14 protein-coding genes are annotated in these 11,825 nt (G+C 53.8%); 9 read left to right on the top strand and 5 right to left on the bottom strand.

Annotation, left to right across the window (positions count from 1 at the left end; genetic code table 11):
- The first annotated feature begins 46 nt into the window (after positions 1-46).
- Together EH198_RS19915 and EH198_RS19920 are read left to right on the top strand one after the other, a co-directional pair.
- Entirely contained in the window at positions 47-751 is a 705-nt protein-coding gene (locus EH198_RS19915; RefSeq protein ID WP_124697278.1) for a FadR/GntR family transcriptional regulator, read from the top strand.
- A gap of 19 nt (positions 752-770) precedes the next feature.
- Positions 771-1,151 carry a winged helix-turn-helix transcriptional regulator gene (locus tag EH198_RS19920; protein ID WP_124697279.1) on the top strand — a complete coding sequence of 127 codons (381 nt, stop codon included), beginning with the start codon at positions 771-773 and terminating at the stop codon, positions 1,149-1,151.
- Between the two features lie 28 nt (positions 1,152-1,179).
- Here EH198_RS19920 and EH198_RS19925 read toward each other — a convergent pair whose 3' ends face one another.
- The 3 genes from EH198_RS19925 to EH198_RS19935 all read right to left on the bottom strand — a co-directional run bounded on the left by EH198_RS19925 (position 1,180) and on the right by EH198_RS19935 (position 4,785).
- Positions 1,180-2,253 carry an SDR family oxidoreductase gene (locus tag EH198_RS19925; protein WP_124697280.1) on the bottom strand — a complete coding sequence of 358 codons (1,074 nt, stop codon included), beginning with the start codon at positions 2,251-2,253 and terminating at the stop codon, positions 1,180-1,182.
- A 178-nt stretch (positions 2,254-2,431) separates the two neighbouring features.
- The gene (locus tag EH198_RS19930) at positions 2,432-2,629 is read right to left on the bottom strand and encodes a hypothetical protein (protein WP_124697281.1); all 198 of its coding nucleotides are present in this window, start codon (positions 2,627-2,629) and stop codon (positions 2,432-2,434) included.
- Between the two features lie 140 nt (positions 2,630-2,769).
- Entirely contained in the window at positions 2,770-4,785 is a 2,016-nt protein-coding gene (locus EH198_RS19935) for a glycoside hydrolase family 97 protein (protein ID WP_124697282.1), read from the bottom strand.
- Positions 4,786-4,917: 132 nt separating this feature from the next.
- Here EH198_RS19935 and EH198_RS19940 point away from each other — a divergent pair, with 132 nt between their 5' ends.
- The 5 genes from EH198_RS19940 to EH198_RS19960 all read left to right on the top strand — a co-directional run bounded on the left by EH198_RS19940 (position 4,918) and on the right by EH198_RS19960 (position 9,346).
- Positions 4,918-5,157: a hypothetical protein gene (locus EH198_RS19940; protein ID WP_246014469.1), complete on the top strand. Its 240-nt coding sequence runs from the start codon at positions 4,918-4,920 to the stop codon at positions 5,155-5,157.
- 23 nt (positions 5,158-5,180) lie between these two features.
- Positions 5,181-5,984 carry a prolipoprotein diacylglyceryl transferase gene (locus EH198_RS19945; protein ID WP_124697284.1) on the top strand — a complete coding sequence of 268 codons (804 nt, stop codon included), beginning with the start codon at positions 5,181-5,183 and terminating at the stop codon, positions 5,982-5,984.
- Between the two features lie 81 nt (positions 5,985-6,065).
- Complete coding sequence (locus EH198_RS19950; protein ID WP_124697285.1) at positions 6,066-7,493, top strand: radical SAM protein; 1,428 nt, start codon at positions 6,066-6,068, stop codon at positions 7,491-7,493.
- Positions 7,494-8,255: 762 nt separating this feature from the next.
- Positions 8,256-8,684: a winged helix-turn-helix transcriptional regulator gene (locus tag EH198_RS19955; RefSeq protein ID WP_124697286.1), complete on the top strand. Its 429-nt coding sequence runs from the start codon at positions 8,256-8,258 to the stop codon at positions 8,682-8,684.
- Positions 8,685-8,827: 143 nt separating this feature from the next.
- Positions 8,828-9,346, top strand: coding sequence for a DJ-1/PfpI family protein (locus EH198_RS19960; protein WP_124697287.1), 519 nt, complete (start codon positions 8,828-8,830; stop codon positions 9,344-9,346).
- A gap of 166 nt (positions 9,347-9,512) precedes the next feature.
- On the opposite strand, the gene EH198_RS19965 is transcribed toward EH198_RS19960, so the two are convergent.
- Both EH198_RS19965 and EH198_RS19970 read right to left on the bottom strand, forming a co-directional pair.
- Positions 9,513-9,713 carry a hypothetical protein gene (locus EH198_RS19965; protein WP_124697288.1) on the bottom strand — a complete coding sequence of 67 codons (201 nt, stop codon included), beginning with the start codon at positions 9,711-9,713 and terminating at the stop codon, positions 9,513-9,515.
- Positions 9,714-9,865: 152 nt separating this feature from the next.
- Positions 9,866-10,246, bottom strand: coding sequence for a hypothetical protein (locus EH198_RS19970; RefSeq protein ID WP_124697289.1), 381 nt, complete (start codon positions 10,244-10,246; stop codon positions 9,866-9,868).
- Positions 10,247-10,452: 206 nt separating this feature from the next.
- On the opposite strand from EH198_RS19970, the gene EH198_RS19975 reads away from it, so the two are divergent.
- Positions 10,453-10,722, top strand: coding sequence for a hypothetical protein (locus tag EH198_RS19975; RefSeq protein WP_124697290.1), 270 nt, complete (start codon positions 10,453-10,455; stop codon positions 10,720-10,722).
- Positions 10,723-10,899: 177 nt separating this feature from the next.
- Entirely contained in the window at positions 10,900-11,757 is an 858-nt protein-coding gene (locus EH198_RS19980; RefSeq protein ID WP_124697291.1) for an EcsC family protein, read from the top strand.
- The last annotated feature ends 68 nt before the right edge of the window (positions 11,758-11,825 follow it).

The following is an 11,825-nucleotide window of genomic DNA, read 5'->3' on the forward strand; positions in this document are numbered from 1 at the left end:
TTAAGCTGGTATAGACTATTTTTGTCCACAAGAAAGGCCTGACCCAATGAAAAAAACCGCCTTCCAGAGTACGATAGACAAATTTAAACAAATGATCATTGATGGAACTTGGGCCGCGGGCGAAAGGATTCCGACGCTTCAGCAGCTCTCCAAAGAGCTGTCCGTAAGCATTACCACGGTTCGCGAAGCGCTGCGGATCCTGGAGAATGAGGGCATTATCAGCATCGAGCATGGCCGGGGAATGTATGTGAGGAATGATCCTTTGCTGCTGAAGGACCCGACCGCCGAATTGAAAGAGCTTGGGGATATCTCTTTAATCTCGCTGCTGGAAGCCAGGCTGCTTATTGAACCTAGACTTGCGGCTTTGTGTGCGGAAAGGGCGACCGACCTCGAGGTGAAAAGGCTGCGGCAGCAGGCCGATCTTATGATCGTGCAGATGGAAAAGGGAGGTTCTTTTCTGGAGACCGATCTGGAGTTTCATCAGACGATCGTGGCCGGTGCCCGGGAGCCTGTGCTGTCGCGAATGAATGAGGCCATTCTTCCTCTCCTTCAGGAGGGGCGGAGGCAGACGAATACGCTGCCCAATATGAGAACGAAGTCGTCCAATTACCATGTGCTGATTGCCATTGCCATTGAGGAGCGCAACAGTGAGCAGGCCTATCTGTTGATGCAAAATCATATTGAGCAGATGCTCGAACCGTTAAAGAAAGCCAGAGAGGCCCAAGGAGAGACTGACAGGAATCAAGGTTAGGGCGGAGGTGTTTGAGCTTATGATGGAGCCGGTCAAAACTTACAATACCGCGGTGGAAGCAACGCTCGAAGTAATCGGAGGCAAGTGGAAACCGCTGATCTTATTCCATCTAACGTTCGGTAAGAAGCGCAACGGCGAGTTCATAAGCCTAATGCCTGCTGTCACACAGAAAGTGCTGACGCAGCAATTGAGGGAACTGGAGAGGGATGAAGTCGTTAAGCGGACAACTTACAATATGGTTCCGCCTAAAGTCGAATATGAGCTGACCGACTACGGCTGGAGTCTCAGGGAAATTCTCCATCTGATGTGCCGTTGGGGGGATACCCATATTGAGCGGAAATATGGGGATCAAGCGATGATCTTGTCCGAAGCGACAGCAGAGAAAGAAACCGGTCTATGAAATGCAAGACCGGTTTCTGTGTGTAATCTCACGGAATTACCTTGCGCCTGCGGAAGTCTTCAAAAATGCTCAGGAACATGGACTCCGTATCTATAAACTCATGAAAGCCGGCCCGGCGCGCCTTGGTGCCGTCGGCGAAGAAGTCGTAATCCCAAGAAAACACAAAGTCGCCGAACCGCCACGAGGAAACGCTGCTATAGCTGTTGTTCTCCAGGCCGTATTTCTCTACCATGGCGTCCCACAACGCTTCTTTGTCCTGCATAACCACATCCAGCGACATCGGAAGCGGAGGCGCCGTCTCAAGTTCAAAGTACGCGGCGATCTTGGGCCAAAGCTCGTTCCAACGGAACAAATCTCCGTTCGTAATATTGAAGGCCTGATTGGCGCAGCGCTCGTCGGTCGCCGCCCACACCGTGGCTTTCGCAAGCAGCCCGGCATCGGTCATCTCCAATAAACTGTGGTAGGCACCCGGTTTGCCGGGAAAGCGAAGGGGAATTCCCAGCTCTTTTGACATCGAGGCGTAGACGGCTATGACCATAGCCAGATTCATTGGATTGCCGAGAGCGAAGCCGCACACGACGGAAGGACGGAGCGCCGACCAAGTCCAGCTTTTTCCCTGCTGACGATTCTCCAGAAACTTCTGTTGGTCGATATTGAATTCCGGCGGCATATGATCGGCGTCGCTCTCGCGAGCCGGCGTCTTGAAAGGTCCAAGATGCGCTCCGTAAACTTTATAGCCCTGCATAAGACTGATATGCCGGAGTCCTCCGGCAACCGGCTCGATGGCCTCGACTACGTTAACGAGCATAGCGAGGTTTGGGGGAACGAGCTCTGCCCATGTCGGCCGCTCCTGGTAGGCGGCATAGAAAATATGGGTCACTTCCGAAAGTCCGCTTAATTTCTCGCGGCTTTCCATGGGATCCAGCAAATCCGCGGCGATATAGCGGACCCGGCCGGATGATTCTCCGCCGCGGCGCGACACACCGATGATGTCCCAATCGGGAAGTGTGGCAAGATAATCAATCAAATTGCGCCCGATCACCCCATTGGCTCCGACGACTAGAGCCGTTTTGCGCGGCGCTGAATCTTTAGTGTTTAGCATTCAAATTCTCTCCTTCCCTATAATGCTTACACCTTGATTGTGCGGTCCGGGGGCTCTGGTGAAAAGTACGCACTTTGAAGTCATATAGTTACTTGAGAGTTACATAAGGCGGTGCAGAATATAGGAAAGGCCGGGATCTCTCGAAAGAAATCCCGGCCTTTTTGTGTATAGGCTCGTCTCATTCTCCCAGCAGCATCTCCGACAACAGGTCCAGTGCCTGCGTCACTTCAGCAGTCTCCTCCGGATTCAAATGCGCGAACCGCCCGGCGATCAGCTGTTCCAGTCTTGCCGAGGACTCGTCCATCAACTCGATTCCGGATGGGGAAAGCTCGACGAAATGAACTCTTTTATCCTTGAGATCGGCCCGTTTGGTCACCAGCTTCTTCTGGAGCGGTATTTTTCAGGGAGGTGACCGCAAGACCAGCAAAGGCGGCTGACATTTCTCTTAGGTGTCCCTGGGTCGATGCGGCCATCTGTTTAGATGAACTTACGTTGTTGAGCCAAGGGGATTAGACTTCATTTGGAGGAGGGCTTGATTTCGTCTACGGCAGCCGGACGTATCCGAACGGCCTGCCCGCCTCCCGGGGCAAGCTTCAATGGCAAGGTCGTGCTTCTGTCAACCCATACCTTGGAAATGGTCATGGGATAAGGATTGATCCTCCAGTCGGCATAGGGGCCATCGGCATAGATTTCGGCCACATAAGGTTTGCCTGGATCGAGAAAAGCGAGCGGCGCTTCAAGCGTACGTCCGTGCTCATCGGTAATGCTGCCCAGATACCATTCTTCACTGTTTCTGTCTTTGCGGGCAATCGTTACATACTCTCCGATTTCTCCATTCAATACCTTGGTATCCTGCCAATCGGTTGGAACATCGAGAATAAATTGAAAAGCCGCGCACTGCTGTTCGTAATTTTCCGGCAAGTCGGCAGCCATTTGCAGAGGACTGTACAGAACGACATACAGCGCGAGCTGTTTGGCTAACGTCCCCCGCACTCTGTTGCCCGGTCTGAATTCCTTATAAATCAGCCTTACAATCCCCGGCGTATAGTCGAAGGGCCCGGCAAGCATCCGGGTGAAAGGCAGGATGGTGGTATGGTCGGGAGGGTTCCCGACATATTCAGCAGAGGCATCGAACTCCTGTCCCCGCGCGCCTTCACGGGTCATCATATTCGGGTAGGTCCGTCTTTCTCCCGTATCTTTAACAGGCTCGTGGGCGATCAGACTAATCTGGTATCTGGCCGCGGTTTCAATTACTTTACGGTGATGATCAACGTTATATTGACCGCCAAGCCACTCCATGCTGATCAGATTCCCTTGGTCATCGAAGCGCTTAAGCGCAGGGTCAGGGGAGACATAGCCCGTTTTCACAACGTCTATCCCGAGTCTTTTATATAAAGCAAACGCCTCTTCCATTTGATTCTCCAAATTCTGAATAGCTCCCGCCGTCTCCATGTGCCCGATAATTTTCACGCCTTTGCTTGCGGCATACGAAGTGACTTCCACAAGGTCATAATCCGGATAAGGGATTGTAAAACTAAAATTTTCGCCATGCTTGGTCCAATCGTTCTCCCACCCGACATTCCAGCCCTCAATCACCACCATCGGAATGCCGTATTTGGCGGCAAAATCAATGTATCGCTTGGCATTTTCGGTCGTCGCACCATGCTTGGGGCCAAAGCTCCATGTGTAAATCCCCAGATGCATGCCCCACCAAATGCCGATATATTTGCCCGGCCGCACCCATGAAACGTCTCCAAGCCTGTTCGGTTCATTGAGATTAAGGATCAAATAGGAGGTAATCAAATCTCCCGGCGTTTCCGCGATCTGGATCGTTCGCCAGGGAGTTTTTAACGGAGTGGAGCCTTTAACTTTAACGCCGTCGGACCATGGAATCAGGTCGGTGGAAAGCGTGTTATTCTCTGAGGGCATTAGAGTCATGGAGGAATAGTTGGATAAATCGGCTTCGTGGATGCTTAGGTATAGTCCATCAGCCATTTTCATCGTTAAAGGGGTATGGACGGAGCGGTAAGGAATGGAGTGAATGGGGGTAACGTTGTAGAGGCCCTCGGTATATAACTTCTGATAAGCGGGAATCCACCAGGCCTCGTCCACATCGGTCAGGGCAAATTCGGTTTCTTCACATTGGATTTCCAAATGGGAGAGATGTTCCTGTTCAGGCAGCTCGTAGCGAAAGCCCAGGCCGCCGTTATATACGCGAAAAATGATGGACATTCGGCGCGCACAAGGGGTAGTCTCTTTAAGCTCCACGCGGAGTTCATTGTAATGATTGCGTATTTTCTTAACTTCACCCCAAGGCTGTGTCCAGGTTTCATCAAAACAGTCGTACTTGCTGGCGGCGACTCTGAAATTCCGATTTAGCGGTTCCGTATGTTCAAATGTGAAGCCGAGCCTCGAAGGTCTGATCACGGGCCGGTGACAATAGCGCACACTATAATAAGGAATGCCGCTATTAAGAATAAACTCGGTCTCAATATTTCCATCGGGTGAAAACACAACCCATCTGCTTGTCATTTTGGGCTCCGCCTCCTCGTGCCAATCTCATTACACCATCTTATGAGGGCCTGAGCTTGGCATATCCCTGGAGAAGCGTTTACAATAGGGGTAAATCCCAATTGAGGTGAAGATATGGCAGGCTTTCGTTGCATGAACCACCCCGAACGCGAAGCAGCTCATCAATGCGCCAGATGCGGCAAGCCATTATGTGAGGAATGCTATAATCCCGATTTCGGAAGATGCCGGGAGAACTGTGCGGAGTCGCTTGTTAAGCCTGAGCCTAAAGGGCGAAGCGCAGCCTTTCGGGTCATCGTAGCCATACTGGCGATTATCGGAGCGCTCGTGGTACTGCTGCTCACAATCTGCGGAGCCCTTATCTTCACTCAGTAAACTCAGGTCAAAGGAGCGCGCCGATGGAATTTCCCGTGTATATCGTTCTCGGTCCCTGGCGGATTCATCCGCATGTGCTGTTTGAGTCGCTCTCCTACTTTATCGGCTTCCGCGTGTATCTGTGGACCCGGCGTCCGAGCGAAATGTCCCGGTTTATGAGCCTGCAAATTCTGGCCGGAACGATTCTGGGCGCGGCGCTCGGCGCCAAGCTGTTGTTCTGGCTGGAGGACCCGGCCGCTGCGTGGGAGCAGTTTCGGCAGCTTCACTTCCTCTGGGGCGGCAAAACGATCGTCGGCGGTCTGCTTGGAGGATTGATCGGCGTGGAGCTGACCAAGAAAGGGTTGGGCTGGACAAGGTCCACCGGCGACGATTTTGCCTATCCGCTTATTCTGGGACTGTGCATCGGGCGAATCGGCTGTTTTCTGACCGGCCTTGACGACCATACGTATGGCACGCCGACGACCTGGTTCGCCGGCATCGACTTCGGCGACGGGGTAAGGCGGCATCCAACGCAGCTCTATGAAATCGTCTTTCTGCTGGCGCTCGCGCTGCTGCTCATCCCCCTATATCGGAGAAGCCGCGCGCCTGTGGGCGGCCGCCCCGGTTCGATATACCTTTCGGGCCGGATGTTCCAATGGTTTATGTTCGGCTATTTGGCCTTCCGTTTTATCGTTGATTTTATCAAACCGACGCCACACCCTTACTTTGGACTTAACAATATTCAGCTTGCCTGTCTGGCCGGTCTTGTCTATTACGCCTGGCTGCTGTGGGTCAGAGGGCGTGTCCGCCGCTCGTCCGCGGCTGCGGAGGCTCGAAGCTATAAATAAAAGCGGCAGGCGCCCGGCGGTTCCGGCAATTCCGGCAGCTGCTCAGATAGATTCACCATTCCAACATAAAGGAGTCTTACCATGCCGAACCGACCGTATCTCTATCATGAGCTGACCACCAGCATCTGCTCCGTGTGTTACCGCAAAGTCGAGGCCAAGATCATCGAAGAGGACGGGCGCATGTACATGGTCAAAAGATGCCTGCTGCACGGCCCGGAAAAGGTGCTGATCTCCACGGACGTTCCATATTACAAAAAGACCCGGGAATTTATCAAGCCTTCGGAAATGCCCCTTCAGTGGAATACACCGATTAAATACGGCTGCCCGTATGACTGCGGACTCTGCCCTGACCATGAGCAGCACAGCTGTCTGACGCTGCTGGAGATCACGGATCACTGCAACCTGAGCTGCCCGATCTGCTTCGCCGAGTCTTCGCCGCACCGCACATCCTACCGATCGCTGGAGCAGATTGAGTTCATGCTGGACCGGATCGTCGAGAACGAGGGTGAACCGGATATCGTGCAGATCAGCGGCGGCGAGCCGACGACGCATCCGCATTTTTTTGAGATTCTGGATATGGCCAAGAGCCGTCCGATCAAACATATCATGGTGAACACTAACGGCGTCCGCATCGCCCGGGACCGGGAGTTCGCGAAGCGGCTCGCTTCGTACATGCCGGGCTTCGAGATTTACCTGCAGTTTGACAGCCTGGAGGCGTCCGTGCTGAAGGAGCTGCGGAGCGCGGATTTGCGGCATATCCGGGAAGAGGCGATCCGCCATCTGAACGAATTCAATATTTCGACAACGCTTGTCGTCACGCTGAAGAAGGGTCTGAATGACGGCGAGATTGGCTCGATCATTCAATACGGATTGAAGCAAAAAGCCGTGCGCGGCGTGACGATTCAGCCGATCCAGGCGGCGGGAAGGCTGGAGGGCTATGATCCAGCGTCCGACCGTTTGACGGTAAGCGAGGTCCGCCGCAGCATTATTGACCAGTCGGGCGTGTTCGGTGAGGCGGATATTTTGCCGGTGCCCTGTCATCCGGACTGCCTTGCGATGGGTTACGCGCTGAAGCTTGGCAGCGAGGTGCTGCCGCTGACCGGATTGATCGACCCGGACATTCTGCTTGAAGGAGGCAGCAATACGATTGTGTTCGAGCAGGACCCGGCAATCCGGGGCAAAATGTTCGAGCTGCTCTCCACCGGTCACTCGCCGGTCTCCTCCGCCTTGTCGCTGAAGAGTCTGCTCTGCTGTCTGCCGCTTGCCGCCGTGCCGGAGCAGATTAGCTACGACAATGTGTTCCGGGTCATCGTGATGCAGTTTCTCGATGCGCATAATTTCGACGTGCGGTCGGTGAAGAAGTCCTGTGTGCATATTGCCCATCCCGATGGGCGAATCATCCCTTTTGACACCTATAATCTGTTCTACCGGGACGACAAGGAGCAGCTGCTGGAAGGGATTAGGGGTGAGATTGCGACCGCATGGGACGGGAAAATCCCGCAGGAGTAGTTGGCTGCAAAAGGGGACGCCACTGAAGAAGGTGACGTGCTGAAGAAGCGGTTTAACTAACTAGTTCGGTTCAGTTTGTCTCCGGTGATGGTGTGGCTGGCATTTTCCTGCAAACCTGCAGGTTTGACAGGTGATTTTCGGGTGGGAAGAAGTAAAGGATGCAATGGTGCAGGTATTGTGCTTATGTTCCGCCATATGGGGAGAGGGGAGGTGGGATACCTGTACTTTTGCAGGAACTGGGACTGGGAGGAGGATTTCCACGAAAAAAAGATGTATCAACGCAGGAATCCCGACAACCCGCCAACTAAGCCACCTACCCATCGACCAACCCGGGCCGCTGACCAACTAACCACCGCCCCATCAACAAACCCATCGAACCACCCATCCAACCCATCAACCCACCAACCCATCGCCCCCCCCACCAACTAATTATCCGCTGTCGGACGCCGTGACTTTAAACGTGAACGGCTGTCCCGTTTAATTGGCATCCGCCGCAAGCATCTTCAGCAGTCTCAGTTTCTTATTATGGGAACCGGCGCTGAAGCAGCTACAGAAAAGTGTGACAGACATACAACTGCCGGACTATTTGAATTCCGTTAAAGGAGGGCATCCCTTGGGCTGCCCTTTTTTGAATGGTTAGGTAACGATGGGCCGCCCGCCAAAGGCGACGGCGGTTATGGTGTATAATAACGGAAGACGCCTGGGAGGCTGCAGACCGGCGCAAGAGCATGGCGTACCAATGGAATAAGGAGGAGCGGCCGTATGTCCGATCCATTAAGAGAGGAAATCAAACAAAAAATCGTGAACGGCGATTTTCACTGCGAAAAGGAACTTACCTTGTCCATCATCAGCGGGAAATGGAAGGTCGTCATTCTTTGGCATCTCGGCGTGGAAGGCGCGCACCGGTTCAGCGATTTGCAGAAGCTTTTTCCGAAAATTTCGCATAAAATACTGACCCAGCAGCTCCGGGAATTGATGGAGGACGGCATTGTTCACCGGGAGGTGTATCCCGACATTCCTCCGAAGGTGGAATATTCGATGACCGAGCTTGGGATGACGCTTCTGCCGATTGTCGAAATGATGTACGAGTGGGGAAAAATGCGGATCGAACGGATCAGACGGGAACTGAAGCCCGGAAGCGAGCCGGAAATAACCGCGGACAGCTGCGAAGGAGCCTGCAAAAAAGCCTGAACAAGCCACGGAACAGAGACCGGAGAATGGCGGGAGCAGGTAACCTTTTGGTAACCTCTGTACTAAAAAGTGCATTCTTCACAAGGGATGTCGGCGGCGCTACAATGGTTGTTGCGTGAAGATAACCTTGGGAGGGAATACTGATGAGTAAAAAAGCACTGCTGATTATACCGCCGGACCGCTTCAACGAAGACGAGTTGTTTCATCCGAAAGCCGAACTGGAGAACGCGGGCATCACTGTAACAGTCGCCAGTACGAAGGCGGGGGAGATTACAGGGGACAATCAGGGAAAAGCAAACGCGGAGGTGGTATTCTCCGACGTTTCCGCTTCGGACTATGATGTGGTAGCTGTAATTGGCGGCTCCGGCACGATCGACTATCTGTGGGGTGACGCGAAGCTGGGTGAATATTTGAAGCAGGCGTATGAGCAAAAAATTCTGGTCGCCGGCATTTGCGCTGGCTCCGTCGTGGTTGCGAAGACGGGCCTGCTCGCCGGGCGCCAAGCGACCTGCTATCCGGTCGAAGTCATGATTGATGAGCTGAAAGCCAACAGCGCCGAATATGTGGTGCAGCATGTGGTGGCGCATGACGATGTGATTACAAGCGACGGGCCGGACGGCGCGCGGGAGTTCGGTAAGAGCCTCGTTTCGGCGCTGGCTTGATTATAGGGGCAGGAGTGCGGATTCGGTCTGCCGGGTTTGACCGGCGGACGGGTCCGCCCCGGGGCAAAACAGCCGCCGGGCCGCAACATAAAAGCAGCGGATACTTGGGTATCTGCTGCTTTTTTAGCTCTGGGCGGGCGGCAGCGAACAAGAGCCGGGAATTGTCCTATTCGGCAAGCAGCCATACGGCCGTATAGACGGCGCAGCCGGCTGCAAAGGCGGTAAAGCTGCTCTCTCTTTTGACCGGAAACTCACCCTTGATCGTGTTGAATACCATCCCTCCCGACAGAAATGCGTAGACGGAAGACGTAACAACAGCCGGCAAGTCGGCGGTCAAGCTAAGCCCCCAGCCCAGCAAAATCCCCAACAAAAGAAGCCACCGTCCTTTACGGTCATACACCTCATCATGGTGCCGCCGCAGATTCCAATCATTGACGAGAAGATAGACGGACAGGGCGGCGACATAGAATATGGTACTGCGGGTGGAATGGTATTCCTTGTGCAGGAGCAGGTAGCTTGTTACCGCGTTAAAAATGAAAAAGTACGAGATATGAATCCAAAATACCCGCTCGGATGCGGTGTCTCCGTCGATATTCCGTTTTTCGACACATTGACCAGGTGCTCCAGCCCGTAAGATACGAGCAGTCCAAGCATCGCAATGAGATAAGCGTGATTTCGCAAATACATAAAAAGCTCTCTCTGCACGGCGGCCGAGTTCTCAATATTATGCTGATGCTCGCTGAGTTCCGGCAGCGTTACCGAGAAGACATAGGCGATGGTGAGTCCTCCCGAGGCGGACAAAGCGCGGTTTCGATGAAGGTAGGGCAGCAAGGACAAATACCTTGAAAACATATGGGCAAGCGCAAAAACAATCACAAATCCGAAGGGCAGGACGTTCATTTAAGGTTACGCTCCTTTGCCAAAGATTCGGCTTCCGGCTGCGGACGGTATCCGGGAATTCTTTTAATTATGTACCCTTTGAACCTCAGCTTAAACGGAGGAGTTCATCCCCACATTTTCCCTCCCGCCCGAATACATAAACGATCGCCTTCAGGCCATCCTAAACAGGAAAGAATAGTCCGCTTGAGAAGGAGTGGTCCTCATTTATGAGACATTATGAGTCCAGTATGCGTACGAACAGCACTGTCGATCAGGCGGAGGATGCTGCGGCTAAACTGCATAACGCCGTTACCCAAGCGATGAGCCATCCGACGGAAAAAGTAATTGAGCAGGCGGAGAACAGCCTGAAGCATGCGGAACAGGCGGTCCGCCACGCGCCGGAAGGATCGGTGCAGGGGCATGGCGTCGATCTGGCGGAAGAAATGCTGGCAACGGAGAAGGAACGGCTTGCCTTGGTGCAGAAGCAGAAGGGTTGATCCGGCGGGCGGATGTAGTCCCAACCGAATACGGTTATAAAAAGACTTCCGCCATCGGCGGAGGTCTTTTTAAGCTGCCCCAGAATAGTTTTTTCAAGCAGGGCAATCGGATTCGGGGTATATATTAGGAAACGGGCAAATCATTAACGCGTATATGCAGTTAAAGGAGGTATGATCATGACGGAAATCACGCTTGGTTCCGGAGGGCTGGAAACGCAGGAAGAGCTGCGCGCGGCACTTGAAGAGGTACGGAGATGGGAGAAGGATCAGAGACAGCTTATGATTTGGGAGCGGCTGACCCGGCTGCCCTTTAAGCTGCTGGACAAGCTTACCCCTAAAATTGTTCATGAAAAAATAGGACTGCTGCTGGATGAGCTTGGCAGCTACATCCAAAATGGCGGCAACTACCTTGTGGCTGGACGCAAGGTGGGCGAGCTTGTGGGCGAGGTGAGCTCCGAGACCGCAGGGAAGCGGGAAGGTCCCTATCCGCTGGCGGTAATGGACGAAGCGGCGCGCCGCCTGTCCAAGAGCCGGAGCAATTTCGCCACGGCTCAAGGGGCGACCACAGGCTTCGGCGGCGTGTTTACGCTGGCGGCGGATATTCCCGCCATCCTCGGACTGTCGCTGAAGGTGATTCAGGAGATCGGCCTTTGCTATGGGTACAACCCGCTGGAGAAGGAGGAACGCATCTTCGCCGTAAAAGTTATGCAGCTGGCTTCCGCCGACACGGTCGGCAAACGGGCGATTCTGGAGGAACTGGACCTGGAACTCGGCAGCGATGGCCGGATTGGGGGCGGCGAGGGCGCGGCGGTGTCCAAAATTCAGGGATGGCGGGAAGTGATTGCCGCCTACCGGGATAACTGGAGCTCGAAGAAGCTGCTGCAGACAATCCCTGTCGCCGGAATGTTCTTCGGCGCCTACACGAACCGGGAGATGCTGAAGGCGGTGGCGGAAGCGGCCATGATGCTGTACCGCAAACGGAGAATTTTGACCAGACTGGCGGACAACGGTCAAACGAACACCCTCTCTACATAGAGGCGCAAGAACCGCCTACTGGGCTCCTGCATAACTTATAGAATCAATGCTATAAGTTAAGGGAGCGA

The sequence above is a fragment of the Paenibacillus rhizophilus genome (assembly GCF_003854965.1).
Classification (GTDB): domain Bacteria; phylum Bacillota; class Bacilli; order Paenibacillales; family Paenibacillaceae; genus Paenibacillus_AQ; species Paenibacillus_AQ rhizophilus.

Excerpts from the sequence above, each read along its gene's own strand:
- EH198_RS19925 (WP_124697280.1), bottom strand. The coding sequence starts at position 2,253 with ATGCTAAACACTAAAGATTCAGCGCCGCGCAAAACGGCTCTAGTCGTC.
- EH198_RS19975 (WP_124697290.1), top strand. The coding sequence starts at position 10,453 with ATGAGACATTATGAGTCCAGTATGCGTACGAACAGCACTGTCGATCAG.
- EH198_RS19950 (WP_124697285.1), top strand. The coding sequence starts at position 6,066 with ATGCCGAACCGACCGTATCTCTATCATGAGCTGACCACCAGCATCTGC.
- EH198_RS19980 (WP_124697291.1), top strand. The coding sequence starts at position 10,900 with ATGACGGAAATCACGCTTGGTTCCGGAGGGCTGGAAACGCAGGAAGAG.
- EH198_RS19940 (WP_246014469.1), top strand. The coding sequence starts at position 4,918 with ATGAACCACCCCGAACGCGAAGCAGCTCATCAATGCGCCAGATGCGGC.
- EH198_RS19920 (WP_124697279.1), top strand. The coding sequence starts at position 771 with ATGATGGAGCCGGTCAAAACTTACAATACCGCGGTGGAAGCAACGCTC.
- EH198_RS19945 (WP_124697284.1), top strand. The coding sequence starts at position 5,181 with ATGGAATTTCCCGTGTATATCGTTCTCGGTCCCTGGCGGATTCATCCG.
- EH198_RS19915 (WP_124697278.1), top strand. The coding sequence starts at position 47 with ATGAAAAAAACCGCCTTCCAGAGTACGATAGACAAATTTAAACAAATG.
- EH198_RS19935 (WP_124697282.1), bottom strand. The coding sequence starts at position 4,785 with ATGACAAGCAGATGGGTTGTGTTTTCACCCGATGGAAATATTGAGACC.
- EH198_RS19970 (WP_124697289.1), bottom strand. The coding sequence starts at position 10,246 with ATGAACGTCCTGCCCTTCGGATTTGTGATTGTTTTTGCGCTTGCCCAT.
- EH198_RS19960 (WP_124697287.1), top strand. The coding sequence starts at position 8,828 with ATGAGTAAAAAAGCACTGCTGATTATACCGCCGGACCGCTTCAACGAA.
- EH198_RS19955 (WP_124697286.1), top strand. The coding sequence starts at position 8,256 with ATGTCCGATCCATTAAGAGAGGAAATCAAACAAAAAATCGTGAACGGC.